Consider the following 16,013-nt stretch of genomic DNA (forward strand, 5'->3'; position numbering starts at 1 on the left):
CAGGAACCCGACATGACATTGAAGATCGGCCGCCGCGCCTACGCGGAGATGTTCGGCCCCACCACCGGCGACCGCGTGCGTCTCGCCGATACCGAACTCATCATCGAGATCGAGCGCGACTACACCGTCTACGGCGATGAAGTGAAGTTCGGCGGCGGCAAGGTGATCCGCGACGGCATGGGCCAGTCGCAGCGGGTGCACGCAGAAGTCGCGGACACCGTGGTCACGAACGCCGTGATCATCGATCACTGGGGCATCGTGAAGGCCGACATCGGCATCAAGGACGGCCGCATCTGGAGGATCGGCAAGGCGGGCAACCCCGACGTGCAGCCGGGCGTGACGATCCCCATTGGCGCCGCAACCGAAGTGATCGCGGGCGAAGGCCAGATCGTCACGGCGGGCGGCATCGACACGCATATCCACTTCATCAGCCCGCAACAGATCGACGAAGCGCTCGCCTCGGGCGTGACGACCATGCTGGGCGGCGGCACCGGCCCCGCCACGGGCACCAACGCCACCACCTGCACACCGGGCCCGTGGCATATGGAGCGCATGCTCCAGGCCGCGGACGGCTGGCCGATCAATCTCGGCTTTCTCGGCAAGGGCAACGTGAGTTTGCCGAAACCCGCTGAAGAACAGATCGCAGCGGGCGCGATCGGCCTGAAACTGCACGAGGACTGGGGCTCGACGCCCGCCGCCATCGATAACTGCCTGAGCGTGGCGGACGCAACGGACACGCAGGTGGCCATCCACACCGACACGCTCAACGAGTCGGGCTTCGTGGAAGCGACCGTGGCCGCCTTCAAGGGCCGCACGATCCACACGTACCACACCGAAGGCGCGGGCGGCGGCCACGCGCCCGACATCATCAAGGTGTGCGGCGAAGCGAACGTGCTGCCCTCCTCGACGAACCCCACGCGCCCCTTCACGATCAACACGCTCGACGAGCATCTCGACATGCTGATGGTGTGCCATCACCTCGACCCGTCGATTGCCGAAGATATTGCGTTTGCCGAGTCTCGCATCCGCCGCGAGACCATCGCCGCCGAGGACATCCTCCACGATCTCGGCGCGCTGTCGATGCTTTCTTCGGATTCCCAGGCGATGGGCCGTGTGGGCGAAGTCATCATCCGCACGTGGCAAACCGCGCACAAGATGAAGGTGCAACGCGGCGCGCTGCCCGGGGACAGCGCGCGCCACGACAACTTCCGCGTGAAGCGCTACGTGGCGAAATACACGATCAATCCCGCGCTCACACACGGCATCGCGCACGAAGTGGGATCGCTCGAACCGGGCAAATGGGCCGACCTCGTGTTCTGGGAACCGGCGTTCTTCGGCATCAAGCCTTCGCTGATTCTCAAGGGCGGCATGATCGCGCTCGCGCAGATGGGCGACCCGAACGCCTCGATTCCCACGCCGCAGCCCGTGCACTACCGCGAGATGTTCGCCACGCGCGGGCGGGCGCTCGCACAAACCTCGCTCACCTTCGTTTCGCAGTTCTCGCTCGACAAGCGCATGCCCGAGCGCTACGGCCTGCAAAAGCGTGTGGTGGCGGTACGTAACTGCCGCAGCGTGACGAAGGCCGACATGATTCACAATGCGTGGCAGCCCACGATCAGCGTCGATCCCGAAACGTACCAGGTCGTCGCCGACGGCCAGTTGCTCACCTGCGAGCCCGCCACGGTGCTGCCGATGGCACAGCGTTACTTCCTGTTCTAAAGTTTAGCCATGCGCACGATCGACAAACGACTCAATGCGAAGCTCGCGCCCGTTCTTTTGAAGCGGGCGCCTACGCTCACGCTGCCCTACGACGCGCGCTGCAAGAGCCGCCTTGCGGCCACGCTCGACACGGGCGAGGAAGTGGGCGTGGTGCTGCCGCGCGGCACGGTGCTGCGCGACGGGGACCTGCTCGTGGCCGACGACGGCGGCCTCGTGCGCGTGATCGCGGCGGCCGAGAGCGTGTTGCGTGTACGTGCGCCCGACCGGCTCACGCTCACGCGCGCCGCCTATCACCTCGGTAATCGCCACACGCCGGTGGAAGTGGGCGCGGACGAGCTCAAGCTCGAAGCCGACCCCGTCCTCGAAGATATGCTCAAGCGCCTGGGCGCGCAGGTGGAGCGCGTGGAGTTGCCGTTCCAGCCGGAATCGGGCGCATACGGCGGCGGCCACCGCCACGGCCACGACGACACCTTCGCCGACGACTACGCGCTCGCGCAACGCGTGTACGACGAGCACCATGGTCACGCGCATTCGCACAGTCACGCTCATGGCGACGATCACGCGCATGACCACGATTGCGGACACGACCACGGTCATTGCGACGGCCACGCGCACGACCACAGCCATGAACATCGCTGAGCTGACCGCCCTGCTGCATCTCGCGTCGCCGGCGCTGCCCATCGGCGCGTTCAGCTACTCGCAGGGACTCGAAGCCGCGATCGAAGCGCAACTCGTCACGAACGCCGACGACGCCGCGCGCTGGATAGCCGCTGGCCTCGCGAACGTGCTCGCCTGCGGCGAGCTGCCTTTTGTGGCGCATCAGATGGAACGCTGGCGCTCGCACGACGCGCCCGCGCTGATCGTGGCGAACGAGGAATTCGTTGCGAGCCGCGAGTCGGCGGAACTGCGGCGCGAAACCGCGCAGATGGGCTGGTCGTTGCGTCAGCTCTGCGCGCAGCTCGAATGGGGCGACGCCGACCACCGCGCCACGCTGGAGCGCATGACGCCCATTGCGCAGCCCACGGCCTTCGCATTCGCCGCGTGGGCCCACGCGGCCGCGCCAGACGCCGCGCTCGCCGCTTACGCGTTCAGCTGGATAGAGAACCAGACGGCCGCCGCGCTCAAGGCGGTGCCGCTGGGCCAACTCGCCGGGCAGCGCATCATCGTCGCGCTGCGGCCCGCAATCGAACGAGCTGTGGCGCGCGCGCTTGCCACACCGCCCGAGGCGCTCAACACCTTCGCGCCGCAACTCGGCGTGCTTTCTGCGCGCCACGAATCGCAGTACTCGCGGCTTTTCCGCTCCTGAAACACACACACGAACCATGAATTCGCACGCACCCAGCAAACGAACCAGGAAATTGCCACCGCTGCGCGTCGGCGTGGGCGGGCCCGTCGGCTCCGGCAAGACGACCTTGCTCGAAATGCTCTGCAAGGCCATGCGCGAGCGCTACGACCTCGTCGCCATCACCAACGACATCTATACGAAGGAAGACCAGCGCCTTCTGACCGTCGCGGGCGCCCTGCCCGCCGAGCGCATCATGGGCGTGGAAACGGGCGGCTGCCCGCACACCGCGATCCGCGAAGATGCTTCGATCAACCTCGAAGCCGTCGACCAGATGCTCACGCGCTTTCCCGATGCGGACATCGTCTTCATCGAATCGGGCGGCGACAATCTCGCGGCGACCTTCAGCCCCGAGCTTTCTGACCTCACGATCTACGTGATCGACGTGGCGGGCGGCGAGAAGATTCCGCGCAAGGGCGGACCTGGCATCACGAAGTCGGACCTGCTCGTCATCAACAAGACCGACCTCGCGCCGCTCGTGGGTGCGAACCTCGACATCATGGCCTCGGACGCGAAAAAGATGCGTGGGGAGCGGCCGTTTGTGATGTGCAATTTGAAAGCGCTCGACGGGCTTGGTGAGGTGATCGCGTTCATTGAAAAGCACGGGTTGCTGAAGACTGCGTAGAACGCCTCACCGGCAAGCGCCCCACTCGTAAAGCGACCCATCCTGCACCGACTTCACGCGCCTCGCGTCGCATTCGTCGTTATCGAACAGATGCGCGGGCAGCGGCTTAGTATGGCGCACGAAGAAATGACGATACAAGCGCCCGTCCACCTTGTGCCAGTCGAACGCGCCAGTCGAACGTGCCGGGCGGTCGTCAAGGGGGCCGGGCCACGGCGGCGGAATATGGTCGGATTCGAAGCGCGTGACCTCGGGCAGAAAGAGCGCGCAGTTGAAATCGACGAAGCCCTTGTCCTTCGCCTGATATCGGAGCGCAAAGGTGTGATACGTTCACGGGTTGGCGACACGAATTTCAGTATTTGCCACGAGGCCGTGCGACCGCGCGTTCGGTCGGTCGTTCGACTGTCGGCTTCACTTAGTTGAGGAACACTCCGTCCATGATCCTGTTGGTCTCGTCATCAAGCTTTCTTCGACGTCGGCCGATGGCTGCAAGCTCAAGAGCGCGCGAATAGATTGCGGACAGGCGTTTGACGGACCTCAGGTCGAGTAGCTTGCGCGCTCCATAAGGCTTGATGCGCACATACGGTAGACTCCGTCAGCATTGCCTCAAGGTCTAACGCGCGGAAAACGCGCGTTCTCTTCGAGCGAATCGAGATCGAGATGGCTGCGAATGTAGCGGTCGTTCGCGTCGGCGCGCGGCTGCCAGTCCCAATGCTCGATGCGGCCTTGGCGCGTCGCACGAAAATGAAAACTGCGCCTGCGCTGGCTCGCCAGCACGGCCTCATGTAAATCGTCGAGATTCCATCGGCGCGCCACTTCCACACGGAACTCCGTGCAGCGCTGCTCGTGCCTGGGATCGCCAGCGAGATTGAGCAGTTCCACCGGGTCGTCCCACAAATCGAATAGCTGTTCAGGGTCAACCGGCGAATAGACATACTTGTAGCGCTCACGGCGAATCATCACGATCGGTGCAACTGCGCCTTCGCCCAGATATTCGCCGATGGCCTCGTCATGCGCCGATTGCCCATGCAGGTACGGCACGAGGCTGCGCCCGTCGATCGCATCGGGCCACGCGTTACGGCGCTCGCCCGTCGCCATTTCCACGAGTGTCGGCAGCAGATCGACGTGCGAAACCGTTGCATTCACGCGCGCGGGCGCAAAACGGCCTGGCGCATGCACGATCAGCGGGACGCGCGCGGCACCCTCGAAAAACGTCATCTTGTACCAGAGCCCGCGCTCACCCAGCATGTCGCCGTGATCAGCAGTGAAGATCACGATGGTGTTATCGGCAAGACCTGTCGCCTCCAGCGTGTCGAGGATCACGCCGAATTGCGCGTCCAGATATGAAAGCGCGCCGTAATAAGCGCGACGAGCGCGGCGCACGTGCTCTCGCGAAATCGGCTCGCGATCGATTTCGCACGCTTCGCGCAGGCGGCGCGAATGCGGGTCGCTTTCCTCGAAGCCAAGCGTCACCTTGGGTAAATCGATTTCTTCCCCTTCGTAGAGGTCCCAGTATTCGTGCGCAATCGCATAGGGATCATGCGGATGCGTAAACGATGCGACCATCACGAATGGCCGCAGGTCCTTGCCGCTCGCCTGCTCGCGTGCGATATCGAACAGATGCTGGCGCACCGTGTAACCTACTTCATCGTCGAAATCGAGCTGGTTCGTGCGTACGCACGGTCCCGCACCGAACACGGAACTCATGTTGTGATACCAGCTCTGGCGGCGTTGCGGATTGGACCAGTCGGGCACCCAGCCGAAATCGGCGGGATAGATGTCTGTGGTCAGGCGCCTTTCGAACCCGTGCAACTGGTCAGGTCCGCAGAAGTGCATCTTGCCCGAGAGCACCGTGCGATAACCCGACTCGCGCAGATAGTGCGCGAACGTGAGCGTCTGCGCAGGGAGTTCGGCGGCGTTGTCATACGCGCCGATGCGCGAAGGCAGGCTGCCTGCCATCAGCGCATAGCGCGAGGGCGCGCATAACGGGCTCGCGCAGTACGCAGAATCGAACACGACGCCGTCGCGTGCGAGTGCGTCGATGCGCGGCGTCTTCGATACCGTGTTGCCATAGACGCGCAGCGCAGCGGGCGTGACCTGATCGCCCATGAGGATAAGGATATTCGGTTTCGCGTTATGAGCCATGAGCGGGCGTCGATAGAATGGACTATTGCGATTGCAGGACGCGCGCCGCTGCTGGATCTTATGCTGATCCAGCATGGTGTCGTCTGTTCCTGTCACACCATAGGTCAGCGGCCGCAACCGCGTGAACCCCTGGCGCGCTTATGAGGCCATAAGCAAACGCACGAACGCCGCCTTTTGCGCATTACCGGATGCCAAATGAATACCTCCGTCGACATCACCGCGAATCTCCACCAGCCTTCGCGCGCCGCACGCGACACGGCCCAAAATCGTCTGCCACCGATGCAGGCGCTGCTCGCCTTCGAATCGGCGGCGCGCCTCAAGAGTTTCACCGCCGCCGCACGCGAACTGGGCACCACGCAGCCCGCTGTGAGCCAGCGCATTGTCCAGCTCGAAGCCGATCTGGGCGCACCGCTATTCGCTCGCGGCCATCGCGGCGTGACGCCCACCGCCGAAGGCGAGCGGCTGTTCGATACGGTGCGCACGAGCCTGGAGACGATCCGCGCCACCGCCAGCGGGATTCGCACGAGCCGAGCGGACAACGCACTCACGATCCTCACCGATCCGGGTTTCGCCGCGTACTGGCTGATGCCGCGTCTCGCCTCGCTCAAGCACGCGATGCCCACGCTTGACGTCAAGATTGTCACCTCGCAGGCCGTCTACGATCCGCAGCACGATCGCGCGGACGTGGCCATCGCATTCGGAGACGGCAACTGGAAGCCCTGCACCTCCACCCGCCTGTTCGAGGAGCAGGTCACGCCGGTCTGTTCGCCCGCTTTTGCCAATGCGCATCGCCATATCGCACAGCCCTGCGATCTGGCCGACTTGCCGCTATTGCACGTTCATGCGCCGCAGCCCGCGCGCTGGCTCTCGTGGGATGAGTGGTTCGCGGCACACGCTGCGCCGCCGCCCGAAACCACTTGCAGCGCCACCTTCAACAGCTATTCGCTGGTGATTCAGGCGGCATTGCTCGGGCATGGCGTGGCGCTGGGCTGGACGCCGCTCGTCGACGAGCTGATCGACAAGGGCCTGCTCGTGCGCCTGCTGGACGCGCCCGTATCGACCGAGCGCGGCTACTTTCTCGTGCGCCCGCCCGCGCGTCCCGAAGCGCCGGCCGTGCAACGCTTTCGACGCTGGCTTTTCAGCGTCTGCGAAGCCGAAGCACTTCCATAAGCACCGGTTATGACCGAATAACGGGGCGGTGTCTTCACGCGCGTGATACCCGTGCACGATAGTGGCAGCTCGGAAGTCTGCTCGGCCACGCACAATAGTTCGGATTGCAAATCAGATTTCTGAATACGCTTATTCCGATGTCTGATATAGCAATTCGGTCTGACGCGATGGCACTCTTGCCAATCCACGCGCCTACATCATGCAAACAAATAAAACGATTCCCTTTTCGCCCACCCTGCGCAGCATCGCCGCCCTGCTTGCGCTCGGCGCCGCCCCACTCGCTCATGCCCAAAGCAGCGTGACGCTCTACGGTATCCTCGATGCAGGCGTCACTTACGTCAGCAATAGCGGAGGCTCGCACCTGTTCGAATTCAGCGACGGCGTTTCCTATGGAAATCGGTGGGGCATCAAGGGTACCGAGGATTTGGGCGGAGGGCTTTCGGCGGTGTTCGTGCTGGAGAGCGGTTTTCACCTCGGCAATGGTCAACTCGGCTTCGGCGGCGCCGAATTCGGCCGCCAGGCCTATGTGGGGCTGTCCAATCAATGGGGCACGCTGTCGTTCGGCGACCAACTCGACATGACGGCCGAAATGGCCTACGCCTACAATATCTCCGCATGGGGCAGCGGCTACGCGATTCACCAGGGCGACTTCGACCGCTTCAACGGCGACCGCCTGCCAAATTCGGTGAAATTCCTCTCAAAGGACTTCGGTGGCGTCACGCTCGGCGGCATGTGGTCGTTCGGCAATGTAGCCGGTAGTTTCCATGAGAACAGCGCCTATAGCGTCGGAGCGCATTTTGCGCGCGGCAGCTTCACGATCGGCGCAGCGTATACGCAGCTGAATAATCCCAGCGGCATCTATGCATTCGATCCTTACGCGATGATCGGCACGCGCACCTTCCTGAGCCGGCCGACCGTGAGCGTGAACGCCGCCACGGGCGCGGTCACCGATCTCTACTCCAGCACAAGCTTTCCGGTAGATCGTCAGGGCACCTTCGGCGTGGGCACGAGCTACGCAATCGGCACCGTCACGCTGATGGGTAACTACACCTATACGACCATCAAGGCCTTCGGCAACAGCTCGCACATGCAGGTCGCCGAAGGCGGCGCAGACTGGCAGATCACGCCCGCCTTCAGCGCGATCGGCGGCTACCAGTACACGCACTTCGAAGGCCATCACTGGAACCAGCTTTCAGCGGGCCTGCATTACCTGCCGTCCAGGCGCACCGATGTCTATATCTCTGCAGACTGGCTCAAGGCTTCGCAGGGCGTGGACGCCGTGATCGGCTACAGCTTCGCGCCGTCGAGCACGTCCACGCAGGCGGATGTGCGTATCGGCATGCGTCATTCGTTCTAACGCGCCGGTGCATTTGCAATGCACGTTTGCTTCGTTCGCGCAGCGCAACGCTGACGCTAAGCTGGCCATATCTCTTGTCGAACAACGACCGCGAACGTCATTCGCGGACAACACACAGGACACTATCCAACATGAAACTCAAACAATTCGTTCACGCCATCGCCGCGCCAACTGCCCTCGCGCTGCTCGTCGCGCACGGCGCCACCGCGCGCGCGGAAACTGTCAACATCGCCTATCAATACGGCGCCGATCCGGCGAAGCTCGCGCAAGCCAGCGCCGCTTATGAAAAGGCGACGGGATGGACCATCAACTGGCGGCGCTTCGACACCGGCGCCGACGTCGTGGCCGCTTTGGCCTCGGGCGACATTCAGATCGGCGATGTGGGTTCCAGCCCGTTTGCCGCCGCAGTGAGCCGGGGGGTGCCGGTCGAGGCTGTCGTGCTCAACGCTCTCACGGGCGGCTCGGAAGCACTCGTCGTGCGCAATGGCGCGCATATCGACAAGCCGCAGGATCTGATCGGCAAGACCATCGCCACGCCGTTCGTGTCGACCGCGCATTACAGCCTGCTCGCTGCGCTCAAGCATTGGGGCATCAAGCCGGATCAGGTCCATATCGTCAATCTGGGGCCGACGGAAACGGTCGCGGCCTGGTCGCGCGGTGAAATCGATGCGGCCTATACGTGGGATCCGGCACTGGGCAAGGCGCGCGAAAGTGGTCATGTTCTCGTGGATTCGGCGCAGGTCGGCAAGTGGGGCTCACCGACTTTCGATGTCTGGGCGGTGCGCAAGGACTTCGCGCAGGCGCATCCCGAGTTCGTGCAGAAGTTCGTGGGCGTGACGCTGAGCGCAATCTCAGACTATCGCGCTAACGGCAAGACGTGGACGCCCGCTTCTTCGCAGATCGCTGGAATCGCGAAGCTCTCCGGCGCGAGCCCCGCCGACGTGCCACAACTGCTCGCAGGCAATCAATATCCGGACGCGGTCGAGCAGCGCTCGCCGGCACTGCTCGGCGGCGGCACCGCGAAGGCCGTGGCCCAGACCGCGCGCTTCCTGGAAGAGCAGAAGAAGATCGATCAGGCGCTGCCCGATTACAGCGCATCAATCACGCCGCGCTTTGTTGCGGCCGCAAGGTAACCCGATCTAGAGCACGAAGGGCGCTCCCTGTATGCGTCGAAGGAGTCGAACATGGCGGAGCTGAAAGCAGAACACGTCAGCGTCATATACGAAAGTGCGCGCGGTGCGCTCACCGCGTTGCAGGATGTCTCGGTGTCGGTGAAGAGCGGCGAGATCGTCGTGGCGCTCGGTGCATCCGGTTGCGGCAAGAGCACCTTGCTCTCGCTGCTCGCCGGTTTCCAGCGGGCCACCTCGGGCACGGTGACGCTCGACGGCGTTTCAGTGAGCGGCCCTCATGCGAGCCGCGGCGTGGTCTTCCAGGACGATGCGTTGATGCCGTGGCTCAACGTGATCGACAACGTCTCTTTCGGCCTGCGCATGCAGGGCGCGAGCCGCGCTCAACGCGCGCATCGCGCGTCCGAAGTACTCGAACTCGTGAAGCTCGGCGGCTTCGAGCGGCACCGCATCAGCGAGATCTCGGGCGGCATGCGTCAGCGAGTGGGCCTTGCACGTGCGCTCGCCGCCGACCCCGCGTTTTTGCTGATGGACGAGCCGCTAGGCGCACTCGATGCGCTCACGCGCGAACGCATGCAGAGCCTGCTGCTTGATGTCTGGAAGCAGACCAGCAAGGGCATTTTTCTCATCACGCACAGCATCGAAGAAGCCGTGCTGCTGTCGACCGAATTGCTGATTCTCTCGCCGCGCCCGGGCCGCGTCGTCGCGCGCCATCGGCTCGATTTCTCGCGCCGTTATGCTCAGGGCGAATCGCTGCGCTCCATCCGCAGCGATCCGGCATTCACCGCGATTCATCTGGAGTTGCTCGACCAGTTGATGCGCGAAACCGAAGGAGCCTGATATGGCGATTAACGACTCCCCTAGTGCGACGCTTGCAGCAGCAGAAGCCCATCAAGATGCCCGGGAGCCAACGCGAGCGCGCAACGATGCTCCGCGCTTTCACGCAGGCCATGTTGCCACTGCCGCGACGCTCGGGTCACTGCTGGCGCTCTGGTGGCTCGCGAGTCATCTGCAATGGCTGCCTCCTGTGCTGCTGCCCACGCCTGAGGCCGTGTTGCGCAAACTCGTGCGTCTCTATACCGATGGCTTCGACGATGCCACGCTCACGCAGCATCTCGCCGCCAGCCTCTCGCGCATTGCGCTTGCGTTCGCGCTCGCAGTCGTCACCGCGATTCCGGCAGGCATCGGCATCGCCACGAGCCGCGTCGCGCGCGGCGTGCTCGACCCCATCATCGAGTTCTATCGCCCAGTGCCGCCGCTCGCCTATCTGCCGCTGATGGTGATTTGGTTCGGCATCGGCGAACTTTCGAAGGTGCTGCTGATCTACTTCACGATCTTCGCGCCGCTGGCCATCGCCACTGCTGCGGGTGCGAACCGCGTAGCGAAAAGCCGATTGCTTGCGGCGCAGTCGCTAGGCGCGACTCGTTTTCAGTTGCTCGTCCACGTAGTGCTGCCCAGCGCGCTGCCGGAAATCCTCACGGGCGTGCGAATTGCGCTGGGCGCGGGATGGTCCACGCTCGTGGCCGCCGAACTGATCGCTGCCACGCGAGGCCTGGGCTTCATGGTGTATTCGGCCTCGCGCTTTCTCGTCACGGATGTTGTGGTCGCCGGCATTCTGCTGATCGGCGCCATTGCGCTCGTGCTCGAACTCGGATTGCGTGCCGTGCAGCGCAATCTCACACCCTGGCACGAGGAAGGTTGAACTCCTTCCTGCTGCCCCACACCGCGCGCACACTGAAACTCGAGTGAGCGGCGCTGATTCGGATGTTCAACCTTGGCTGATAGCGTCCGTTGACTGCGTCGTCTCTCCCCGTGACCTGTGCCAGCCGAGTTTTACACCTGCCGAGCAGCGGCAGGCGAGCCTATTGGTTTTTCACGGCTGTCAGTGCGCTGCGCTTTAGACGCACAGGTCTTCACTTGCGTTTCAGGTGCCTGACGTGGACTTGAGAGGAGTCTTTGTAATTCCGCTTGATAATCGGACCACAATTCCTTTGCGCGCAGTCATGGCTGAGCAAGAACCGCGAAACGATTCACTGTCTCGATCGAGCATCGCTTGCAACGGCACGACATGACTGGACGGGAGGGCCTGAGGTGGAGGCGTTCCATCCAGGCTTCCAGGCGGTTGTTCACCGCGTCCTGCGGCATATTCTTTGCTCAATCCGCAAGCTCATTCCAATGCGTCTATGTTCACTCCAGCGTCAAGGAACCAGACCAGGGATGCCGCCGAGCCACCTTGTGCCGCGGGTTCGAGGACGGACGTCCTTCTCCACCAGTGCCTCCATCAAGCGTGTCGAGCCGGCGATCGGGCGATCGTTGCCACGTAGAACACGTTGTCGAGTTGTCGCCGGCCTCCAGAGCGGCACAAACTGCCTGGTGATTACCGTTTCTCGTCAGCTTCGCGCACAAGGACGGCAGACACTTTAAGCTTTCTCGCATCCGGATACCACATCCGCTTGCACGCCCGACATCTGTAGAAGATACGTTGAGTTCTAGCCTCGTTAATCTTCGCAATATCGCGACCGTCGCAGTGCGGGCAAGCTACGTCCTGCGGCACAGGCAATCGTTGCCGATGTTTCGCAAGTAAGTATGTCTGGTACCCGCAGGCAATACATTGAACGCCGGGATTGTCGCCATCGCTACGGTGGAAATACTGCACGGGTGATCCGCAGCGCAGGCACTGGAGCCCTTGGTCGGCCGGCGAAAAGCCCAACCGGTAGCGCGGTCGCGAAACAGGCAACGTCCCTGCCTCGCGACACTGCTCCAGCACATCGGAAAACAGGGTTTCAAGTCGCTTACGGTATCGCCTGAACAGGCCCGCATCACTGGCTCCCGAGATCCGCCACGCTTCAAACGGCGTCCATGAGGCCCACAGCAAAACGGCCGTTGCATATATGCGTGGATAGCTCTGACGCTGAAGGCGATAAAACGGTGTGTTCTTCGAACGGGAAAAATTCGAATCGCAGGCGTCGCAATGATAGAACGCCTGGCCGGGTTTTATCACTGAGACATTCCGGTTCTCGCAATATGGGCACGCAATTGTCGCCAGATGTTCCGGTTGCAGCGCTGACAATGTTGCGGCCATGTCCCGCAATGCCGGCTCCTCACTCCAGACCTGCACGAGTTTCCGATACTCGTCCTGAGTGACGTGCGCGAACGCCGACTTAAACCAGACGGGCAGGCTCGGACCGGCGTCTGGGACTGTCCGTCGCTCACATTCGCTCGACATATCCGTCATGGGAATCCGATTACTTTGTGATGTACCAGAGCGCATCGGTGCTCGTGCCGGGCACCGGAGACTTCGGCGATGCCGGCTGCCGATCGACAAACTGCGCTGGCGTCGCAGAGGGCTGCTTCACGGGCACCCCGGTCGACGTCGATCGAATCGCATACACAGGGCGTCGGATGAGACCGACGCGGTGTTCTTCGACACAGCGGGTGCGCTGATGACATTTGGCGGCGCAGCCGATTGGTTTGCCAGCGTGCCACCTGATGGCGAACTTGCCCGCGCAGCATTGCCCGGCGTGCGTTGCGCACGCGCCTCGTACACGCCCATCTGAAATACGAGCGTTTGCTCCGAGCGGGAAATGATCGCATAAGGAAACTGAAGGTCACAGCGCAGCAATACGCGCGAGTCGGTTGATGTCTCGGCGAAGATGGCCGGGACCTGTTTCATGTCCGCAAACTGGACAAAAATCTTCGACCCGTCATCGAACACCTGAATGGGCCTTGCCGGATCCGCGCCCTTGACCGTCCAGCCGAAGTTGTAGGCAGCCGAGGACGCGACAGCGCCGCCCACGGCACCGATGGGCGATGGCATACCGGATGACATGCGCTCGCTGGCGCCGTTGCGCGCGATCTGGACAGAATTGATTTCGAGGCCCGCAAACGGGCTGTACGCCTGAGGCGACGTAAACGAGGGCGGGAGAATGGGCATGGGCGTATCCGATGAACCGGAAATGGACTGAGCGGCATCATAAACCTTGCGCGCATACGCAAACCGCCTGTCGGGCGACGCGGCGTTGTATGCACCTACCGCGTTCCATGTCGGGCCGAACTGGCGGATATTCTGCGCGAGGATCAGCGAGCAGACGTTCGAGGGAACGTGAATCTTCGGGCCAGGTCGACATGGTACGTATTCCGCGTCAGTCAGTCGCGCACCCGGCGCCGCCGCCGGCCTTGACGTGGTTGTCCTTGCACGGACACAGCACGAGATCGCCGTCGAGCACACAGGCCCGGCCATCTTCCTCCGTGTCTGTCCCGGTGCCCTGGATCGGATGTTCGCCCGGGCACTTGCCGCACGTGGCCATCTCGTGATCAAGGGCGATACGTTTGTCGCCGTCGTACATGCTAGATGCCGTCGCGATGACATGTCCGCCAGTCGTGGTCGGGTCGCCATCACATACCAGGGCCTTGCTCATAGGACTACCTCGCTTGCCGCCGTTGCCCAAATCAGGTGTCACGTTATCCGGAATTTCGGACCCCGCTATTCCTTATACCTGAAGTAAAGATTGCCAAATTTCGCAGATTTATCGCCCTGGCGATTTTCCCGTGAAGTCTTGCGGAGATCGATGTTCTTTACATTCTCCCATTCGAATATCGAGAAAATCAGTTCAGCCATCCTGACAAAACCCATGAGCTTCCACGAGACCCTCAAGGCAATGATTCCAGTAAAAACCATCAAAAATGGGATGACCATCAAGAAAAAGAATCTTGCACCTTCGTCATGAAATAATTCCCCCCCGGCCTGAATTACCATTAGCGTGGTTACCGCTAAATAACCCACAATTGTCCAGCATAGCCATGCCTTGACCGATTTCCGGAAATGCGCGCTGCGCCCTGCGGTTGCATGGGGATAAATCGCCAGTAAGCCGTCTTCCTTTCGCCTGACTGCATACGCGACGTACCGGTTCTCGCCGATCTGTTCTGCGGCGACCTCAACAGAGTCACCGTTAAGCATCGGCATCATCCATAGCCAGCCCTCGACCTGTTTGCCGTCCAGATTGAACTGCACCCAGTCCGCCTCCTCTTCCGAGTTACCTGCCATACTGATCAGTCCAATGCCGATGGCTCCACTTCCCATCAGCGACGCAGCCACGGCAGTCGCACCGATCTGTCGATGCTGAACCTGCGTCAGAACAAAATCACGAGTCCGGCGCGAACGTTTCAGTTCCGAGATCGTGCCTGACAGAACGACCGTAGATTGGCCTAAATCTTGGCGTCTCATATAGCAGGATACCGAAATCAGCTATTCCTTGTACCTGAAATAGAGGTTTCCGAATTTGGCGGATGTGTCGCCCAAGCGATTTTTCCGAGAAATCTTGCGGAGATCGATGTTCTTTATGTTGCTCCAGCCAAACGTCGAGAAAATCAGTTCAGCCAACCTGACAAAGCCCATAAGCTTCCAGGCGACACGCAAGGAAACAATTCCGGCAAACACTACAAGAAATGGGGCGGATATCAATAAAAATGTTATGAAATTGTCGCTCATGAATATTTTCACACCCATTTTTATCACCCCGATAATCATCAACACCAGATAAGTTGCAATCACCCAATATAGCGATGCCTTACCCGCTTTCCAAAAATGCGCACTCCTTCCTGCGGTCGCGTGCGGATAAATCGCGAGTAGACCATCCTCCTTTCGCCTGACTGCATAGGCGACGTACCGGTTCTCGCCAATCTGTTCTGCTGCGACCTCAACAGAATCACCGTTAAGCATGGGCATCATCCATAGCCAGCCCTCGACCTGTTTGCCGTCCAGATTGAACTGCACCCAGTCCGCCTCCTCTTCCGAACTACCTGCCATACTGATCAGGCCAATGCCGATGGCTCCGCTTCCCATCAGCGACGCAGCCACGGCAGTCGCACCGATCTGTCGATGCTGAACCTGCGTCAAAACGAAATCACGAGTCCGGCGCGAACGTTTCAGCTCCGAGATCGTCCCTGACAGAACGACCGTAGATTGGCCCAAATCTTGGTTTCTCATATAGCAGGATACCGAAATCAGCTATTCCTTGTACCTGAAATAGAGGTTTCCGAATTTCGCGGATGTGTCGCCCAGACGATTCTTCCGGGAAATCTTGCGGAGATCGATGTCCTTTATGTTGCTCCACCCAAACGTCGAGAAAATCAGTTCAGCCATCCTGACAAAACCCATGAGCTTCCACGAGACCCTCAAGGCAATGATTCCAGTAAAAACCATCAAAAATGGAATAAATGCCCAAGCAAAGACTTGCATACCGTCTTTCTGAAAGGTCTCAACGCCTCCCTGGACAAGAAAAACTGTCATCAACATCAAATAACTAGCAATTGTCCAGTATAGCCACGCCTTAGCCGATTTCCGGAAATGCGCACTCCGTCCTGCCGTAGCATGTGGATAAATCGCCAGCAAGCCGTCTTCCTTGCGCCTGACTGCATAGGCGACGTACCGGTTCTCGCCAATCTGTTCTGCTGCGACCTCAACAGAATCACCGTTAAGCATGGGCATCATCCATAGCCAGCCCTCGACCTGTTTGCCGTCCAGATTGAACT

The 16,013-nt window shown here is 61.3% G+C and carries 16 protein-coding genes; 9 read left to right on the forward strand and 7 right to left on the reverse strand.

Annotated features, from left to right (window positions below; translation table 11 throughout):
• Nucleotides 1-12 precede the first annotated feature (12 nt).
• The 4 genes from ureC to ureG are packed head-to-tail and all read left to right on the forward strand — an operon-like array spanning nt 13 to nt 3,686.
• Nucleotides 13-1,719: an urease subunit alpha gene (ureC, locus tag AB4Y40_RS36395; RefSeq protein WP_368691970.1), complete on the forward strand. Its 1,707-nt coding sequence runs from the start codon at nt 13-15 to the stop codon at nt 1,717-1,719.
• Nucleotides 1,720-1,728: 9 nt separating this feature from the next.
• The gene (ureE, locus tag AB4Y40_RS36400; RefSeq protein ID WP_368691971.1) at nt 1,729-2,358 is read left to right on the forward strand and encodes an urease accessory protein UreE; all 630 of its coding nucleotides are present in this window, start codon (nt 1,729-1,731) and stop codon (nt 2,356-2,358) included.
• A complete protein-coding gene (locus AB4Y40_RS36405; protein WP_368691990.1) occupies nt 2,345-3,025 on the forward strand; it encodes an urease accessory protein UreF in 681 nt (226 codons plus the stop codon). Before ureE ends, AB4Y40_RS36405 begins: the two co-directional genes overlap by 14 nt.
• Before the next feature lie 16 nt (nt 3,026-3,041).
• Nucleotides 3,042-3,686 (forward strand): urease accessory protein UreG, encoded by a 645-nt coding sequence (ureG, locus tag AB4Y40_RS36410; protein ID WP_368691972.1) that lies wholly within the window; start codon nt 3,042-3,044, stop codon nt 3,684-3,686.
• A 603-nt stretch (nt 3,687-4,289) separates the two neighbouring features.
• On the opposite strand, the gene betC is transcribed toward ureG, so the two are convergent.
• Nucleotides 4,290-5,828 (reverse strand): choline-sulfatase, encoded by a 1,539-nt coding sequence (gene betC / locus AB4Y40_RS36415; RefSeq protein ID WP_368691973.1) that lies wholly within the window; start codon nt 5,826-5,828, stop codon nt 4,290-4,292.
• A gap of 279 nt (nt 5,829-6,107) precedes the next feature.
• Between betC and AB4Y40_RS36420 the strand changes: the two genes are divergently transcribed.
• From AB4Y40_RS36420 to tauC, 5 genes are all read left to right on the forward strand, one after another.
• Nucleotides 6,108-6,998, forward strand: coding sequence for a LysR substrate-binding domain-containing protein (locus AB4Y40_RS36420; protein WP_069269275.1), 891 nt, complete (start codon nt 6,108-6,110; stop codon nt 6,996-6,998).
• Nucleotides 6,999-7,197: 199 nt separating this feature from the next.
• On the forward strand, nt 7,198-8,355 hold the full coding sequence (locus tag AB4Y40_RS36425) for a porin (RefSeq protein WP_368691974.1): 1,158 nt from the start codon (nt 7,198-7,200) through the stop codon (nt 8,353-8,355).
• A 131-nt stretch (nt 8,356-8,486) separates the two neighbouring features.
• On the forward strand, nt 8,487-9,488 hold the full coding sequence (tauA, locus tag AB4Y40_RS36430) for a taurine ABC transporter substrate-binding protein (protein WP_368691975.1): 1,002 nt from the start codon (nt 8,487-8,489) through the stop codon (nt 9,486-9,488).
• Between the two features lie 51 nt (nt 9,489-9,539).
• On the forward strand, nt 9,540-10,322 hold the full coding sequence (locus AB4Y40_RS36435) for a taurine ABC transporter ATP-binding protein (protein WP_368691976.1): 783 nt from the start codon (nt 9,540-9,542) through the stop codon (nt 10,320-10,322).
• Nucleotide 10,323: 1 nt separating this feature from the next.
• On the forward strand, nt 10,324-11,184 hold the full coding sequence (tauC, locus tag AB4Y40_RS36440) for a taurine ABC transporter permease TauC (RefSeq protein WP_368691977.1): 861 nt from the start codon (nt 10,324-10,326) through the stop codon (nt 11,182-11,184).
• A gap of 675 nt (nt 11,185-11,859) precedes the next feature.
• Here the strand turns inward: tauC and AB4Y40_RS36445 are convergent.
• The 6 genes from AB4Y40_RS36445 to AB4Y40_RS36470 all read right to left on the reverse strand — a co-directional run.
• Nucleotides 11,860-12,564 (reverse strand): hypothetical protein, encoded by a 705-nt coding sequence (locus AB4Y40_RS36445; protein WP_368691978.1) that lies wholly within the window; start codon nt 12,562-12,564, stop codon nt 11,860-11,862.
• Nucleotides 12,565-12,834: 270 nt separating this feature from the next.
• Nucleotides 12,835-13,416 carry a TrbG/VirB9 family P-type conjugative transfer protein gene (locus AB4Y40_RS36450; protein ID WP_368691979.1) on the reverse strand — a complete coding sequence of 194 codons (582 nt, stop codon included), beginning with the start codon at nt 13,414-13,416 and terminating at the stop codon, nt 12,835-12,837.
• Between the two features lie 208 nt (nt 13,417-13,624).
• Nucleotides 13,625-13,900, reverse strand: a complete 276-nt coding sequence (locus AB4Y40_RS36455; RefSeq protein WP_368691980.1) for a PAAR domain-containing protein — start codon at nt 13,898-13,900, stop codon at nt 13,625-13,627.
• Between the two features lie 65 nt (nt 13,901-13,965).
• Nucleotides 13,966-14,706 carry a putative type VI secretion system effector gene (locus tag AB4Y40_RS36460; protein ID WP_368691981.1) on the reverse strand — a complete coding sequence of 247 codons (741 nt, stop codon included), beginning with the start codon at nt 14,704-14,706 and terminating at the stop codon, nt 13,966-13,968.
• 21 nt (nt 14,707-14,727) lie between these two features.
• Nucleotides 14,728-15,468 carry a putative type VI secretion system effector gene (locus AB4Y40_RS36465; protein WP_368691982.1) on the reverse strand — a complete coding sequence of 247 codons (741 nt, stop codon included), beginning with the start codon at nt 15,466-15,468 and terminating at the stop codon, nt 14,728-14,730.
• Between the two features lie 21 nt (nt 15,469-15,489).
• Nucleotides 15,490-16,013 (reverse strand): putative type VI secretion system effector (locus AB4Y40_RS36470; protein WP_368691983.1); only part of this gene is annotated, 524 nt, incomplete at its 5' end.

Source organism: Paraburkholderia sp. EG287B, assembly GCF_040965595.1.
Lineage (GTDB): Bacteria > Pseudomonadota > Gammaproteobacteria > Burkholderiales > Burkholderiaceae > Paraburkholderia.